At 71.5% G+C, this 16,204-nt stretch carries 11 protein-coding genes; 6 read left to right on the top strand and 5 right to left on the bottom strand.

The window, feature by feature from the left end; genetic code table 11:
• Complete coding sequence (locus VGD70_RS19070) at window positions 1-759, top strand: ABC transporter ATP-binding protein (RefSeq protein WP_331083123.1); 759 nt, start codon at window positions 1-3, stop codon at window positions 757-759.
• A 218-nt stretch (window positions 760-977) separates the two neighbouring features.
• Here the strand turns inward: VGD70_RS19070 and VGD70_RS19065 are convergent, their stop codons facing one another.
• Window positions 978-1,679 carry a hypothetical protein gene (locus VGD70_RS19065; RefSeq protein WP_331083121.1) on the bottom strand — a complete coding sequence of 234 codons (702 nt, stop codon included), beginning with the start codon at window positions 1,677-1,679 and terminating at the stop codon, window positions 978-980.
• Window positions 1,680-1,784: 105 nt separating this feature from the next.
• On the opposite strand from VGD70_RS19065, the gene VGD70_RS19060 reads away from it, so the two are divergent.
• Both VGD70_RS19060 and VGD70_RS19055 read left to right on the top strand, forming a co-directional pair.
• Complete coding sequence (locus tag VGD70_RS19060; RefSeq protein ID WP_331083119.1) at window positions 1,785-2,357, top strand: sigma-70 family RNA polymerase sigma factor; 573 nt, start codon at window positions 1,785-1,787, stop codon at window positions 2,355-2,357.
• A 515-nt stretch (window positions 2,358-2,872) separates the two neighbouring features.
• On the top strand, window positions 2,873-4,051 hold the full coding sequence (locus tag VGD70_RS19055) for a sensor histidine kinase (protein WP_331083117.1): 1,179 nt from the start codon (window positions 2,873-2,875) through the stop codon (window positions 4,049-4,051).
• On the opposite strand, the gene VGD70_RS19050 is transcribed toward VGD70_RS19055, so the two are convergent.
• The 3 genes from VGD70_RS19050 to VGD70_RS19040 form a co-directional block, all read right to left on the bottom strand.
• Window positions 4,046-4,651, bottom strand: coding sequence for a response regulator transcription factor (locus VGD70_RS19050; protein WP_331083115.1), 606 nt, complete (start codon window positions 4,649-4,651; stop codon window positions 4,046-4,048). The genes VGD70_RS19055 and VGD70_RS19050 overlap by 6 nt on opposite strands.
• 116 nt (window positions 4,652-4,767) lie before the next feature.
• Entirely contained in the window at window positions 4,768-6,210 is a 1,443-nt protein-coding gene (locus VGD70_RS19045) for a SagB family peptide dehydrogenase (RefSeq protein WP_331083113.1), read from the bottom strand.
• Window positions 6,211-6,258: 48 nt separating this feature from the next.
• Entirely contained in the window at window positions 6,259-8,613 is a 2,355-nt protein-coding gene (locus VGD70_RS19040) for a TOMM precursor leader peptide-binding protein (protein WP_331083112.1), read from the bottom strand.
• A 307-nt stretch (window positions 8,614-8,920) separates the two neighbouring features.
• Between VGD70_RS19040 and VGD70_RS19035 the strand changes: the two genes are divergently transcribed.
• The 3 genes from VGD70_RS19035 to VGD70_RS19025 are packed head-to-tail and all read left to right on the top strand — an operon-like array spanning window position 8,921 to window position 12,143.
• The gene (locus tag VGD70_RS19035) at window positions 8,921-9,925 is read left to right on the top strand and encodes an AfsR/SARP family transcriptional regulator (protein WP_331083110.1); all 1,005 of its coding nucleotides are present in this window, start codon (window positions 8,921-8,923) and stop codon (window positions 9,923-9,925) included.
• 53 nt (window positions 9,926-9,978) lie between these two features.
• Window positions 9,979-10,542, top strand: coding sequence for an FcoT family thioesterase (locus VGD70_RS19030; protein ID WP_331083108.1), 564 nt, complete (start codon window positions 9,979-9,981; stop codon window positions 10,540-10,542).
• A 32-nt stretch (window positions 10,543-10,574) separates the two neighbouring features.
• The gene (locus tag VGD70_RS19025; RefSeq protein WP_331083106.1) at window positions 10,575-12,143 is read left to right on the top strand and encodes a fatty acid--CoA ligase; all 1,569 of its coding nucleotides are present in this window, start codon (window positions 10,575-10,577) and stop codon (window positions 12,141-12,143) included.
• A gap of 132 nt (window positions 12,144-12,275) precedes the next feature.
• On the opposite strand, the gene VGD70_RS19020 is transcribed toward VGD70_RS19025, so the two are convergent.
• Window positions 12,276-16,204 (bottom strand): SDR family NAD(P)-dependent oxidoreductase (locus VGD70_RS19020; RefSeq protein WP_331083104.1); only part of this gene is annotated, 3,929 nt, incomplete at its 5' end.

Below are 16,204 nucleotides of genomic sequence, written 5' to 3'. Positions count from 1 at the left end.
GTGAGCGTGACGATCGGCGCCACGCCGATCCTGACCGACGTCAGCCTCGACGTCTCGCCCGGCGAGTTCGTCGGCCTGATCGGGCCCAACGGCAGCGGAAAGTCGACGCTGCTGCGCACGATCTACCGGTCGATACGGCCCTGCGGCGGGGTGGTGCTGCTCGGTGCGACGGACGTGTGGGCGATGTCGGCCCGCGCGGCCGCCCAGCACACCGCCGCGGTGCTGCAGAACAGCCCGACCCCGCCGGGGCTGACCGTGCGCGAGGTGGCCGAGCTCGGCCGCACCCCGCACCACGGCATGTTCGACCGCGCCACCCGCGCGGACCACGAGATCGTCGCCGACGCGCTCGAGCGAACCGGGATGCTCGACCACGCCGACCGGATCTACGGGTCGCTGTCCGGCGGCGAGCGCCAGCGGGTGCTCCTCGCCCGCGCGCTCGCGCAGCAGCCGAAGCTACTGGTGCTCGACGAGCCCACCAACCACCTCGACATCCGCGCCCGGTTCGAGCTGCTGGAGCTGGTGCACACGGTCGGCGTCACCACCCTGGCCGTGCTGCACGACCTGGATCTGGCGGCCCGCAGCTGTGACCGGCTGGTGGTGCTGAACCACGGCCGGATCGTCGCGGCGGGCCCGGTCCTCGAGGCGCTCAGCCCCGCGGTGCTCTCCGAGGTGTTCGGCGTGACCGCGGTGACCGAGCGTCATGACGACGGGATCGTCCGCGTGACCTACGGCGCCCGCCCACTCGCGAAGGCGAGCTAGCTGTACTGGCACGCCGGGTCACGGTGAATGGCCGCACTCGCCGGTGAGTGTGCGGCATTCGGCAGGCGGGCGCCCTGCGCGCCCCGCTGTGTGCGCCGTCACTTTACGAGAGATATTCGGATCATCATCCGAACGAATGCCGGCCGGTGGACCCCGTCTCGTGTGGCGTGGCCCCCCGGCCGATCTTCGAGGGTTCCGGAACCCGAATTTCGCTCGGGTCAGGCGGCCTTTGTCGGCTCGGTTCGGCGAATTGAAATCGCCACGCCGTCGTCCCATATGTCCGATACGGGTCGGCGCCGGACGCCGGCGGCGGAGCTGGCCGGCGGGGCCGGCCCGCGCCGCACCGGCGGCACGCGGCCGAGCAGCACGACGAGCACGAAACCGAGCGCGGTCAGCACGTAGGACCCCAGGCCGCCCCCGCTCGACTGCCCGGACACGAGCCCCCAGGACAGCACGGCGACGAACGCGCCGAGCAGGGGCACCAGCCCGGCCGGCTGCGTGCGGCGGGCGGCCACCGCGCTGAAGGCGACGCCCAGCGCCAGGTTCCACGCGGCCGTGTCGTAGCCGACCACGGGCTCGACGCTGCTGTGGAAGGCCAGCGCGAACAAGGCGGACACGCCCTGCACCGCGCCGACCGTGCCCAGTGCCATCCGCGGCCCGGTCGACCCGAGCGACGTGCCGGCCGGCACCCTCGCCAGAACCGCGTCCGTCACGTCCGGCCAGGCGACCGCGGCCGTGGTCCTGGTCCGCCTGGTGATCAGCGCGGCGTCGTTGTACCAGAGCGCGCAGTCGACGCAGCACTCCAGGTGGAGGTCGAGGTCGCTCGGCTGCCGCGCGTCCTCCGGTCCCTCCTCGTCGTCGAGGCGGGCGGACAGGGCTTCTCGGTATTCTTCGCAGTCCACGTAGTAGTAGTCGGTCACACCGGGTGCTCGGTTCCAGCAGGTCTTCAATTATCGGCACGAAGTTCGCTGGACCCGCACTCGCTCACGTTCTCCCGGGAGATGTGAATAGCTACAGTCCACATTATGTCGGATGTAGCTGCGGATGACACGATTACGAATTTAGCCCTTGCTGCCGGACGCGGTGACCGTGATGCGGCGAATGCCCTTATTCGAAACACGCAGCGTGATGTCTGGCGGTTTCTCGTCTACTTGGCGGGCCCGTCGGACGCCGAGGACCTCACGCAGGAGACGTTCGTGCGCGCGCTGGGTAGCGCGCACCGGTTCACGGCGCGCAGCCACGCGCGCACGTGGCTGCTGGCCATCGCCCGCCGGGTGGCGGCCGATCACTTCCGGGCCGCGTCGACGCGGCCCAAGATCGCCGACCAGGACTGGCAAACCGCCGCCGAGCAGCGCGGAACGCCCAATCTGCCCGGGGTGGAAGACACGGTATCGATCAACCTCGCGGTTCGGACATTGTCGAACGACCGGCGGGCCGCCTTCGTGCTGACCCAGGTCCTCGGGCTGGGATACGCGGAGGCGGCGCAGGTGTGCGGCTGCCCGGTCGGCACCATCCGCTCCCGGGTCGCGCGGGCCCGCCGGGACCTGGTTGAGGTATTGGGCCTAAGCCTTCGCCATACTCCGGCCGGAGGCCGGTAGTGCGAATGGCGCAGTGCCGTTTCGGTGGTTGCGGCCTGCGTATGGATTCCAGCTGTTCGACGTAACCAATTTACCCGGGTGTAGCGCGGTTCGTGTAATGTCTCCTGGCAGCAAGTCATTTCTCTGAGTTTCTTGTGGCGGGCGAGCGCGGCGAGGGTCGGACGTGGACGGTATGACGGTCGGTACGGGCGCCGGGTCGGCGGCCGGTGAGCCACGCGACGGCTCACCGCGCCGGGGACCTGTCGCGCGGGCCGGCCGGCGGCCGGTCCATGGCGCCGGCCGGGGAACGTCGCCGACCATGACTTCGGGTCAGGCTTCGGGTCATGGCCTACAGGCCACTTGGGACTCTCGCCGTACGGGGATTCGTCGGGGTACAGGAGTCAGGGCCGTGTACGTTCCGCAGTCGCCAGCGCTTGCCGCGCATCAGCACCATCCGAGGGCCGACGAGCCGAGATGTGGCGTCGTCCGTCCCCCGTTCGCGCTCCGGTTACCGTAGCGGCATCGGGGGTCAGGTCGTGGACTCTTCCGCCGCACCCGCGCACTTAGCGCCCGACACCAAGACCGCTCCGTTCCCCGCCCCGCGTCTCGCGGTCGGGGTGGTCACCGCGGTCTTCGTCAGCATCAGCCTGATCGGCTTCCTGCACGTGCTGTTCCTGAACGTCGGCCCGGGTGAGATCGCGCTGTCGTTCACGTGCATCGTCGCCCTGCTGCTGATGCAGCTGCTCTGGTACGGCCGTGCCGCGGCGCGGCTGCGCTCGCCGTTCGGGTACGGCATCCTGGCCGCCCAGGCGTGCCTGGTCTACCTGCCCATCATGATCTTCGGGCAGGCCTGGGTCGGCATGCCGGGGTTCCTCGCGGGCAGTGTGCTGCTCGTGCTGCGCCCGGCCGCGGCCTGGACCGCGTTCGCCGCGATCGTCGCCAGCATGGGCGTCGCGCAGCTGATGTTCACCGGCGCGCCCATCGACATCCTCTACACGTCGATCTCCACGGTCACGACCGGTCTGGTGGTCTACGGCCTGTCCCGGCTCACCGCGCTCGTCGTGGAGGTGCAGTCGACCCGCGCCGAGATCGCCCGCATGGCCGTGCTGCGGGAGCGGCTGCGGTTCGCCCGCGACCTGCACGACCTCCTCGGCTACAGCCTCTCGGCGATCACGCTGAAGATCGAGCTCACCCACCGGCTGATGGAGAAGTCGCCGCAGGAGGCGAGCGACCAGCTGCTGGAGATCCTCGAGATCTCCCGGCTGGCGCTGTCCGACGCGCGCACGGTCGCCACCGGGTACCGGGAGCTCTCGCTGGAGGAGGAGTGCCGCTCGGCGGTCTCGGTGCTCTCGGCCGCCGACATCAGCGTCCAGCTCGACAGCGACCACACCGACCTGCCGGTCCGGGTGAGCACGGTGCTGGCCACCGTGCTGCGGGAGGGTGTGACGAACCTGTTGCGGCACAGCAAGGCCAAGCACTGCGAGATCACCATCCGGCAGACGCAGGACCACGCCTCGATCGAGATCGTCAACGACGACGTGCCGCGCTCGCCGAAGACGCCGAAGGACACCGGCCGCAGCGGGCTGCACAACCTGGCGGGGCGGGCCGCGGAGATCGGTGGGTCGGTGACCGTCGAGCAGGAGCCGAACATGTTCCGGCTGCGGGTGGACGTCCCGCTGCGGTTCGAGCGTCGCGGGTCGGCCGGCCGGTCATAGCCAGCCGGCCTCCCGGGCGATGCGGATGGCGTCGACGCGGTTGCGGGCGGCGAGCTTGCCGATGACCGTCGTCAGGTAGTTGCGCACGGTGCCGACCGAGAGGAAGAGCCGGGAGGCGATGTCGACGGCCTGCATCCCCTCCGCGGTGAGCCGCAGCACCTCGGTCTCGCGTGCGGTCAGCGGGCACTCCGCGCTGTCCCAGGCGGCCATGGCGAGCTGGCTGTCGACGACCCGGTGCCCTGCGGCGACGCTGCGGATGGCGTCGGCGAGCTGCGCGGGTGGCGCGTCCTTCAGCAGGAAGCCGGTGACCTTCGCCGATAACGCGCGGCGCAGGTTTCCCGGGCGGCCGAGGCCGGTGAGGATCAGCGTCCGGATCTCCGGCAGGTGCTCGTGGATCTCGCTGACGGCCGTGAGACCGTCCTTGCCGGGCAGGTCGATGTCGACGACCGCGACGTCGGGCCGGAACTTCTGGGCCGTGGCCAGGATGTCGGTGCCGTTGGAGACCTCGGCCACCACCTCGATGTCCGGCTCGAGGTTGAGCAGCGCGACAAGAGCTCCCCGGACCATGTGCATGTCCTCGGCCAGCATCACCTTGATCATCCGCGGCTGTCCCTTCGGGCTGCCCGATCCGTACCTGTTCTATCACGCCGTCATGCGCCCGCACAGCCTTCCATGGTTGGCTCTTGTTAGCGCTTTCAGTGGCTCGCTTTCAGTGGCTACGGCAGGGGCAGGCCCACGATGAACTCGCCGACGCTGACCTCGGCCGGCCAGTCGAGCCCGAACGCGGCGGTGGCCACCTCGCTGTCGCCCGTCGCGAGGGCGCACGGCGCGAGGCCAAGCCGCGTGGCGACGAGGTAGAGCGTCTGCTGCAGCACACCGACGTGCTTGAGCGTGGTGGCGTAACAGATGCCGTCGTAGACCCACGACAGCCGGCCCATCCGGGCGGTCATCGTGATGAGCGTCGGCGGCCGCCGGTACGAGCCCGTGAGCACCATCGCGCTGTCGAGCAGCTCGCCCGCGTCCGCCGCGTCCTCGTTGATGAGCGTGAGCGCGTGGCTCTGCGGGTCGTAGTGGTAGATCCCGCGCGGCAGGCCGTCGCAGCGGTCCACGGTGAGGTAGAGGTCGAGCTCGTAGAGCGACCCCACGCTCGGGTACGGGCGCTCGGAGACGGTGTAGCGCACCCCGCCCGCGCCGACGGTCTCGGTCTGCGAGCGGACCCTGGCCGCCCGGAACAGCAGCTCGCCGAGCTGGCGCACGGACGGCCCCTCGTCGGCGAACTCGCGCACCGAGTGGCGGGTCTCGATGGCGTCGGTCAGCGACATCTCGGTGCCGGCCGACGCGGTCACGTCCGGCCGGTACAGCGGGAACCGGCGGCCGGGGGGCACGGGCTTCACCGCGGGCAGCGGCGGCATGTCGGGTGCGTTGCGGAACACCGCGCCGGCCGGGTCGTCGTGGCGGCCGAGCCGGCTGCGCGAGTGGAACAGCAGGTCGTGCGGCGACCAGGTGAGCAGGTCGCGGTCGGCGTCCTCGGGGAACTGGGGCGGCGCGTCGCCGACGCCGGGCTCGCCGCTCACGACCATGCCCGTGGCCGCGAGGTAGGAGACGATCTCGGTCACCAGCGACTGCGCCACGTTGATGCCCTGCGCGATGTCGGCGCTGGTCGTGGCCCGCCCCAGCGAGCCGACCACCCACGTGGCGAGCGGCAGGTGCAGCACGACGCGGTGGTGCGACAGCGGGGACTCCAGCAGCAGCTCGCCGTCGCTCTCCCGGACGAAGGCGAACTGGGACAGCCGGATCGGCAGCGCGGCGTCCAGCTTCGGCAGCTCGAGGACCCCGAGCGGGGAGACGGGGGTGGCCGACAGGAGCGGGGTGGAGGAGTCCCGCAGGCCGAGGGAGCGCACGACACAGCCGGGCAGCCGCAGGAACACCTTGCCCAGGTCGTCGCGGTCCAGGCCCGCGACGTTGGCGAGGGCGACCGGCCCGAGGGTCATCCGGTAGAGGCTGTCCTCGGTCGCCGGCGCCGGCGAGTCCACCGTGATGTCGCCCCACCGGGTCAGGATGACCAGGCTGCCGTCGGCAGCCGGTTCGATGACGACGTCATCCCGGAAGGACCACAGCGGGAGGCTCAGGTCGGGGGTAGCGCCGGGGTCGGCAGACACTTGTCGCTCCTCGGTGTGCGCGCACGCGCCGCCCGCGTACACGTCACGTCACACGAATAGGGGGATCGGGTTGAGGTTCTCGTAGGCGGTCGGCTCCGTCAGCCGGCCCAGCCCGACGGGGACGTCGAACAGCCGCCCGGGCGCGAACCGCGCCCAGAAGCCACGCATGCCCGGCACGATCGCCTTCACCACGGGGAGCCCGACGTCCGGGCGGGTCTGGTCGAGGACCATGACGTCGAGGCCCAGGCCTTCCAGTCGCTGCTGGACCGAGGTGATGTCCTGATGGAGGTCGTTGGTCGGGACGTGTCGGTAGTCGGCGGGGGTTCGGGGCCGCACGGCGGGATCGGGCCGCAGGTACGGCATGCCGTCCCAGGTGGCGGTGCGCCACCAGTGCACGGCGTCGGGGTCGGACCAGTCGTACTCCCCGCCTTGTCCCGCCGCCACCACGGCGGGCATCAGCTGGTTCATCTCGGTGAGCGCCCGGACGAGCGCCACCTGGGGATCGAGGTGTGCCCCGAACCCGAACATGACGTCCTCGTGCGGTCCGTCGGTGCGACGCGACAGCGCTGCCATGGTCGGAATCCCTACGTCTGACGACAGGTCCAGCACCCAGACGTCCCGGTGTAGAGCCGCGTAGACGTCACGCAGCCCATCGATCCAGCGCACCTCGAAGCTGTCGAGGTCTACCCCAGGCGCCTGTGTTCGGTTGTACCACCACAGCGCGACCGAGTCCCGCTCGACCACCTCGAGGAGACCCTGTAACAAGGCGTCTTCAAGGCTGCTTCCAGCGGCGTTTCCGTTGGAGTCGGCCGAGAGCGACCCGCCGCCGCCGTGCTCGGCCGGAACGTCGAAGTACAGCAGGCCCGTCGGCAGCAGGCGGTGCCGGTTCCCGGTCAGCGACCACACCGGGGTCCAGCTGGTCACCGCGTTCTCGTCGAAGGGGTCGCACACGTACTGGAACGACGAGTGCGTCGAGTTCCACGCCGCGCGGTCGGCGTACTGGCGCTCATCGAACCGCAGGCACTCGTTGGGGTGCACGGCTTCCCCGCCCAGCTCGGCGTAGCTGGCGACGACGCGCTCCTCGTCGCCGTGGAAGTAGCCGCTGTGCCGCTCGATCGCCTCGCACAGCGCGCTCACCTTGCCGTGCAAGGGGGTGATGCCCTTGCCGCCGTTCTCCGCGCGCGCCGAGCGCATGTGGTCGAAGTGCCGGCGCGGGTTGAGCGCGAGGTTCGGCCCGGCGCGGAAGGAGTTGAAGAACGCGGGCCCGCGCTCGTCGCGGGTGATCTCCTTGAGCACGCCGGTGACGGGGCTGATCAGGTGCTCGTAGGCGCTCAGCACGTCTTCCGGTGGCATGGACCGGTGCCCGCCGCCGCTGCGGCTGGCCTTCGCGCGGTGGCCGATGTGGACGGGCCGGCGGGCCTGCCGGCGCATGAGCTCGGCGTCGCCGCACGCCGGGCACTGCGGGCGCGCGCGCAGCTCGTGGTGCCGCCCGGCCAGGTCGAGGCTGTCGAGTGTCCACACCGCACGCTGCCCGTCCTGGCGCAGGCCGGCCACCCACTTGACGGCCTCGAGGGCGATCAGGTGCAGGGCGGCCGCGCCGAGCGGGGGCAGCGACACCGCCGGCGGGGTGAGTGCGCAGCGCTGGTCCACCAGGGCCCGCAGGTGGGTCTCGGCCTGGCGGTGGCCGCGCAGCCGGTGGGCGAGGCAGTGCCAACAGGCGGTCGGCGCGCCGGGGTCGGCCGGGAGACCGGCGGGGTCGGCCGGGAGGCCGGGCGCCGGGTCGAAGACCGGGCCGATCCACACCTGGGTGCCGCCGGGCTTCGCGAGCAGCCACGGGCGGCCGGCCGCGCGGTGCAGCGTGTCGACCCGGGCGAGAGAGGCGTCGAGGTAGTCGGCGCAGAACACGACGGACAGGTCGGCGTCGCCGATGCGGTCGGCCGAGCCCGGGACGACGGTGAGCCCGGCCGCCTGCAGGGCACCCAGGGCGGCGCCGGCGTCGACGCCGCCGAGCACGGTGGCCTCGACCCGGGTGCCGCGCAGGCGGCGTACGGCGCTCCCGGGATCCAGCCCGGCCGCCTCCCAGTAGGCGAGGCTCGGCTGGTCGGCCTGGGTGTCGAGTGCGGTCTCCAGCGGCTCGCGCAGGGCCACCAGCCCGGCGTCGACCAGCCGCATGACGATCGAGCCGGCCTCGGCCAGCGGCAGGCCGTCGGGGATGTCCCGGCACAGTCCGGCCAGGTCACGGGTGCCGTCGAGGAGCGGGGCCAGCGCCTCGACGTGCGCGCCGGCGACGGAGGTGGCGTCCCGCTCGGAGAGCAGGTACACCGCCTCGCCGCGGACCACGTGGGCTCGGAGGTGCCGCTTGAAGCCGATTCGTAGACCTGCGTCCTGGCTTGAGGTGGTCATGACTCCTCCTCGACCGCTTGACCGCCGCTTGAGCGGGGCTCGAGTCCAAGGGTCCTTGCGCGCGTAGGTACTGGACAAGTGCGGGGGTCATGTGCTCACACCTCAATACTCATCGCCCATTTATGACACCGTCACTATCGTCCGGCTGCCGGCCCGGAATAACGTGGAGTCTCCTGATACCCGTGATTTATAGATCGTCGCATCCTCCCGGGACAACCCCGCCGGACTACCCCCGGCGGCAGAGTTCGGTGGATCTGGCTGATAGCGAGGTCCTGAAATGGTCACGAAATTAGCTGAGCTGGGATTAATGACGCAGGAGGAGAAGCTTGCTCTCCTCGCCACGTTGCTGGAGACGACGTCACCCCCGGAGTCGGACCCCGAACCGAGCCCGGACTCGCCCGTGCTGGTGCGGCCCCGCGAACCCGAGCAGAACTCGCTCGCCGACCTCCGGTTCGAGCTGCTCGGCCCCCTGGTCATCCGGCACGAGGACCTGGACGTGGCGCCGAGCGCGCCGAAGCTGCGGCTGATCCTGTCCACGCTGCTGTTCAACGCGAACAAGCCGGTCGGCGCGTCCGTGCTGGTCAGGGAGCTGTGGAGCGACCGGGCGCCGCGCACCGCGCACTCGACCCTGCAGACCTACATGTTCAAGCTGCGCCGCCTCTTCCACGACGTGCTCGGCCTGTCGGTGGAGCACATCACCCGCGAGGTGCTGCAGACCTGCTCGGGCGGCTACGTGTTGCGCGTGGACCCCCAGCAGCTCGACATCACCGAGTTCGACCAGCTGGTCACCGCCGGCTCCGCCGCGATGCACGCCGGTGACTACGCGAAGGCCGCCACCGACCTGCGCCGCTCGCTGGCCCTGTGGCGTGGCAACGTCGTCCACCACGGACAGTGGGGAACCCTGCTGCGGGCCCAGGTCGCCCGCCTGGAGGAGCGCCGCTTCTACGCGCACACCACCAGGATCGACGCCGACCTGTGCCTGGGCCAGCACCGCGAGATGATCAGCGAGCTCGCCTCCCTGGTCGTCGAGCACGCGTTGCACGAGTCCGCGCACGCGATGCTGATGATCGCGCTGTACCGGGCCGGCCGCGCCTCCGCCGCACTCGAGGTCTACATGCGGTTCCGGCAGCGGATGCTCCACGAGCTGGGCATCGAGCCGTCCGAGCGGATCCGGGCCCTGCACATGGCGCTGCTCTCGACCGACCCGGTGCTCGCCGACCGGTCGCTCACCTCGGACATGCTGCTCGACCGGCTGGTCCGGCCGAGCCAGCCGCGCCGCCGGGAGAATTCGTCCACTGTTACCGGTGGATGACTCCGACCGATTACGGTGAAATCAATTCCTGTGGGCGCGCTGAGGAGGAAACAATGACATCGCAGATTAATCTGAATACCGGACAGCTGAACTTCGCCAACGACCCGGAACTGCTTTCGGACGTCCTGCGCCCGTACGCGCGCCCGAAGACCGAATACCTCAAGTCCGCCACGGTGACGGTGGCCAACGGGCTCGCGAGCGCGGAGGGGGAGTTCTCCATCCCCTTCCCGTGCTACATCGACGACACCGGCCACCTCAACTCGGTCGAGGTCAACATCTGCTTCAACCAGCTGATGTACTACCTGATCGCCAAGTGCGTGCAGGAGCGGGCGCTGCCGGCGTTCGACGACTGGACCATGGACGACTACTGGGCCAAGCAGCTGCCGGACATCCTCATCGCCAGGTTCGAGAGCAAGTTCAAGCGCCCGATCGACTCGTCCGCCTTCACCGGCGAGGTCTCCTTCGCCGAGTTCAGCCAGACCAACCGCAGCCGGCCGGTCCAGGTGGTCGACATGCCGTGGCAGTTCCGGGACGCCGCCGGCGGCTTCGCCGAGGGCGAGGTGCGGATGGCACTGGTCGACCCGCCGGGCATGAGCGTGCGCGCCGACGCCGCCTGACCCGCCGGACCTGAGTCGACAAGGAGAACACGGTGACACCTCAGTTGCGCACGCTCGTCGACGTGGTGCGCCAGCACGCCGCCCGGCAGCCGGACACGACCGCGATCATCTGCGAGGGCCGGCGGATCGACTACGCCGGGCTGCACCGGGTGAGCAACCAGGTCGCGCACGGCATCCAGGCCGCCGGCGTCCGCCCGGGCGACCGCATCGCCTACCTCGGCAAGGAGTCCGAGCACTACTACGAGCTGCTGTTCGGCGCCGCGAAGAGCGGTGCGGTGCTGGTGCCGATCAACTGGCGGCTGGCCGCCGACGAGGTCGAGCACATCCTGCGTGACTCCGGCACCGCGCTGCTGTTCGTCGACACCGACGCGGAGGCGACCGCCGAGCGGCTCGCCCCGGAGCTGCCGAACCTGACCACCGTGCTGCGCCTGGACGAGCCCGGCGCGCCGGGCGCGGGGTTCGCGTCGTGGGTGGGCGCGCAGCCGGACGTCAACCTGCTGTCCAGGGTCACCCCGGACACCCCGCTCGTGCAGATGTACACCAGCGGCACCACCGGCCTGCCCAAGGGCGTGGTGCTCGGCCACCGCAGCTTCTTCGCGGTGCGCAACGCCCTCGCCAAGGCCGGCGAGGACTGGATCGACTGGCGCGAGGGCGACCGCAGCCTGATCGGCATGGCCGGCTTCCACATCGGCGGGATCTGGTGGGCGACGCAGGGCTTCGCGTCGGGCGTCACCAACGTCGTCATGCGCGAGTTCACCACGGCGGGCGCGGTCGAGCTGATCCGCACGCTGGGTGTCACCACCGCGTGCATGGTGCCCGCGATGCTGCGGCTGTTGCTCGCCGAGCCCGGCGTCACCCAGGACGACTTCACCACCCTCCGCAAGATCATCTACGGCGGCGCGCCCATCTCGGCCGCGCTGCTCGCCCGGTGCGTCGAGGGCTTCGGCTGCGAGTTCGCCCAGATCTACGGGCTGACCGAGACCGGGAACACCGCGATGTGCCTGCCGCCTGCCGACCACACGCCGGACAGCGGCAAGATGCAGGCGGCCGGCCGGCCGTACCCGGGCTTCCAGGTCAAGGTCGCCGACAGCGCGGGCAACCCGCTGCCGGCGGGGGAGATCGGCGAGGTCTGGCTGCGCACCCCGGCCGCGATGCTGGAGTACTGGAACCTGCCGGAGGCGACGGCGAAGACGCTGGTCGACGGCTGGGTCGTGACCGGCGACGCGGGTGTGCTCGACGAGGACGGCTACCTGTTCATCCGCGACCGGATCAAGGACATGATCATCGTCGCGGGGGAGAACGTGTACCCGGCCGAGATCGAGCACGTCATCGGCCGGCACCCGAAGGTGGCCGAGTCGGCCGTCGTCGGCGTGCCGGACGACCGCTGGGGCGAGATCGTGCACGCGTTCGTGGTGCCGGTCGAGGGCGAGGAGCTCACCGAGCGGGAGCTCGCGCTGTTCCTCAAGGGAAAGCTCGCCACGTTCAAGCAGCCGCTGCGCTACGAGCTCATCGACAAGGTGCCGCGCAACCCGAGCGGCAAGATCCTCCGGCGGGAGCTGCGCGAGCGCTTCTGGCAGGGCCACGAGCGCCGGGTGAGCTGAGTCCCAAGGAGACGGTCGACCAGGGCGCCCGCCGAGCATGTCTCGGCGGGCGCCGACTTGTGTCTGCCACCGCACCCAGTCGGGCCGGTAAGGGCGCCGCCCCGGGAGCACGTGCCCCGGGGCGGCGGTGGGTCAGGCGGCGCCGAGCTCGTCGTCGAGGATGTCGAACAGGTCGTCTGCCGTCGCGGAGGTCAGGTCGGCCTCCTCCGTCGCCGCCGGCGCGGTGGTCTTGTCCCGCCACTTCGTCAGCAGGCGTTGCAGTGCCGCGGCGATGTCGGTCTCGCCCGTGTCGGCCGACTCGACCAGGTCCAGCGTCGCCTCGAGCTTCGCGATGCCGTCCACCAGCGTGCGGACCCGCAGCGTCGCCTGGCTGCCGCCCAGCTCCGGGAGCAGGTGCTCGACGAGCGCCCCCGGCGTCGGGTAGTCGAACGTCAGGGTGGCCGGCAGGCGCAGGCCGGTCGCGGTGTTGAGCCGGTTGCGTAGCTCCACCGCGGTCAGCGAGTCGAACCCGAGCTGCTTGAACTGCTGCTCGGCCGGAATCGTCTCCTGCGAGGTGTGCGCCAGCACCGTGGCCACGCTGGTCCGCACCAGCTCCAGCAGCACCTTCCGCTGCTCGTCCTCGGTGCGGCCGGCCAGCTGCTCCGCCAGCGCGACCGTCGTGGCCCGCTGCTGGCCCGCGCGGCGGCTCCTGGTGAACGACCGCAGCGGCGCGGCCACCCCGGTCGCGGTGCGCAGGGCCGCCTGGTCCAGCTTGATCGGCACCAGGTGCGGCTCGTCCGCCCGGCAGGCGAGGTCGAACAGGGCCAGCCCCTCCTCGACGGTGTGCGCGTGCACGCCGCCGCGGTTGATGCGGGCCAGGTCCGCCTCGCTGAGGTGGCTGGTCATCGCGCTGCCCTCGGCCCACAGGCCCCACGACAGCGCCGTCGCCCGGCGCCCGGCCGCGTGCCGGTGGGCCGCCAGCGCGTCGAGGAAACCGTTGGCCGCGGCGTAGTTCGCCTGCCCCGCGGTGCCGAGGATGCTCGTGGCCGACGAGAACAGCACGAACAGCTCCACGTCGCCGGCCAGCTCGTCGAGGTTGAGCGCGGCGTCGACCTTGGGCCGCAGCACCGGGTCCACCCGCTCGGGCGTGAGCGACTCGACCGTCGCGTCGTCCACCACGCCGGCCGCGTGGATCACGCCGGCCAGGTCCGGGATCGTCGCGAGCAGCGCGGCCAGCGCCTCGCGGTCGGCCGCGTCGCAGGCGGCGATCTCGACCTGGGCACCGAGTTCGGTCAGCGCCGTCTGGAGTTCGGTGGCGCCGGTGGCGTCGGGGCCGCGGCGGGAGGTGAGCACCAGGTGTCGCGCGCCGTGCGAGGTGACGAGGTGGCGGGCGAGGGCGGCGCTGAGCGTGCCGGTGCCGCCGGTGATCAGCACGGTCCCATCGGGGTCGAACAGCCGGGTGTCCGATGTGGACGCTACCGCCTTCGCCAGCCGTGGCACCGTGATGGCGCCGGTGCGGATGGCGAGCTGCGGCTCACCCGTGGCGAGCGCGGCGGGCAACAGCTGCTCGGACTCGTCGGCGCCGTCGACGTCGACGAGCGTGAACCGGTCCGGGTGCTCGGTCTGCGCCGAGCGGACCAGACCCCACACGGCCGCGCCGGCGAGATCCTCGCCGGTGGTCGCGCCTTGGGTGACCACTGCCAGCCGGCCGGTCCCGGCGAGCGACTCCTGCACCGCGGCGAGCGCCTGGTGGACCGCCGCGCGGACCGCCGCCGCGTCGGTGCCGGCCTCGATGCGCAGCTCCACGACGTCGGCCGCCAGCTCGGCGGGACCCGTGGTCGCCGGCACCCAGTCCAGCCGGTACAGCGACTCCGGGCCCGTGCTCAGCGCGTCGGCGGACACCGGCCGCGCGACCAGCGACTCGACCGACGCGACCGGCGTGCCGGTGCCGTCGGTCAGCTCCAGCGCGTACGCGTCCTGGCCGGTCGGGGCGATCCGCACGCGCAGCGCCGTCGCCTGGTTCGCGAACACCCGGACCCCGCTCCAGCTGAACGGGAGCACGACCTGCCGGTCCTCCCGCTCCGGCACGAACATCGCGTGCAGTGCCGCGTCGAGCAGCGCCGGGTGGATCCCGTACCGCTCGGCGCCCGCCCGCACGTCCTCGGGCAGCGCGACCTCGGCGAAGAGCTCGCCGTCCCGTTGCCACACGGCGGTCAGGCCCTGGAACGCCGGGCCGTAGTCGACGCCGAGGTCCGCGATCCGGTCGTAGAGGTCGTCGATCGCCACCGGGTCCGCGCCGGCCGGCGGCCACTCGGCGGGCCGGTCGGCGCTCGCCGGGTCGGGGTCCGCGCTGAGCAGGCCGCTCGCGTGGTGCGCCCAGGGCTCGTCGCTTTCGGCGCCCTCCCGGCGGGAGTGGACGCGCAGCGCGCGGCGGCCGGCGTCGTCCGGCTCGCCGACCTCGACCTGCACGTGCACCGCGTCCTGCTCGGTGAGCACCAGCGGAGCGTGCAGGGTCAGCTCGTCGACGAGGTCCAGCTCGGTGTGCTCCGCGGCGCGCCGGGCCAGCTCGACGAACGCGGCCCCGGGCAGCAGGGTCGTGCCGAGCACCGCGTGGTCGGCGAGCCAGGCGTGATCCCGCAAGGACAGCCGGCCGGTGAGCACGACCCGCTCGGAGTCGGCCAGCCCGAGCGCGGCGCCCAGCAGCGGGTGATCGGTCGCGCCGAGCCCGAGGCCGGTCGCGCTGCCCCCCGACTCCGGGGTGATCAGCCAGTACCGCTGGTGCTGGAAGGCGTACGTCGGCAGGTCCACCCGGCCGGCGCCGGGGAACAGCGCCGGCAGGTCCAGCCGGACCCCGCGGGTGTGCAGCCGGCCGAGCGCCTCGGTCACCGTGAGGACCTCGTCGCGGTTGCGGCGTGCTGTTGGGATGAAGTTGTCGTTGCCGAGTGCGGTCAGTGTGGCGTCGGGGCCGGCTTCGAGGAAGGTGCGTACTCCGGTGGTGTCGAGGGTGGTGATGGTGTCGGCGAAGCGGACGGTGGCGCGGACCTGGTTGACCCAGTAGTCGGGGTCGGTGAGGTCGGCGGTCTGTCCGGTGACGGTGGAGACGATGGGGATGGTGGGCTCGTGGTAGGTCACGCTCGCGGTGATGTCCCGGAATTCGTCGAGGATCGGGTTCATCAGTGGTGAGTGGAAGGCGTGGGACACGGTGAGCTGTTTGGTCTTGCGGCCTTGTTCGGCGAACACCCCGGCGACCGTGTGGGCGGCGTGTTCGTCGCCGGAGATGACCACGGAGTCGGGGCTGTTGATGGCGGCGATCCCGACCGTGTCGGTGAGCAGCGGGGCGACTTCGGCCTCGGTGGCCTGGACGGCGATCATGGCACCGCCGGTGGGCAGGGCCTGCATCAACCGACCCCGCGCGGACACCACCCTGCACGCGTCCTCCAACGACCACACACCAGCGACATACGCCGCCGCCAGCTCACCGATCGAGTGCCCCGCCACATAGTCCGGTCGGATACCCCAGGACTGCAGCAGCCGGAACAACGCCACCTCGAACGCGAACAACGCGGGCTGGGTGTTCCCCGTCTCGTCCAGCCCGTCGCCGGAGGCGATCACCTCACCCAAACCCGGATCCAGGTGCGCACACACCTCGTCGAACGCCGCCGCGAACACCGGAAACGCCTCGCACAACACCTGCCCCATACCGGCACGCTGCGCACCCTGACCGGTGAACAACACCGCCAGCTTGCCGCCGACCACCGAGCCGGAAGCCACCTCCTCGCCGTCGACCAGCACAGCGCGGTGGTCGAACGTCGCCCTGGTGGTCGCCAGCGAGTAGCCGACGTCCACCGGGTTCTGGTCCACAAGGGACCGCAACCGTTCTGCTTGGGCGAGCACCGCGGCCGCGGTCCTGGCCGACAGGACCCACGGCACCACAGGCAGGTCGGCCGAGGGCTCCGGCTCGGCCTCCGCCGGCGGCTCCTCGATGACGACGTGGGCGTTCGTGCCGCTGATCCCGAACGACGACACCCCGGCCCGGCGTGGATGACCGTTGGCCTCCCACGGCACCGGCGAGGCCAGCAGCC

This window comes from Actinophytocola sp., assembly GCF_036402745.1.
Classification (GTDB): domain Bacteria; phylum Actinomycetota; class Actinomycetes; order Mycobacteriales; family Pseudonocardiaceae; genus Actinophytocola.
This window is presented reverse-complemented; position numbering and strand designations above follow the sequence as displayed.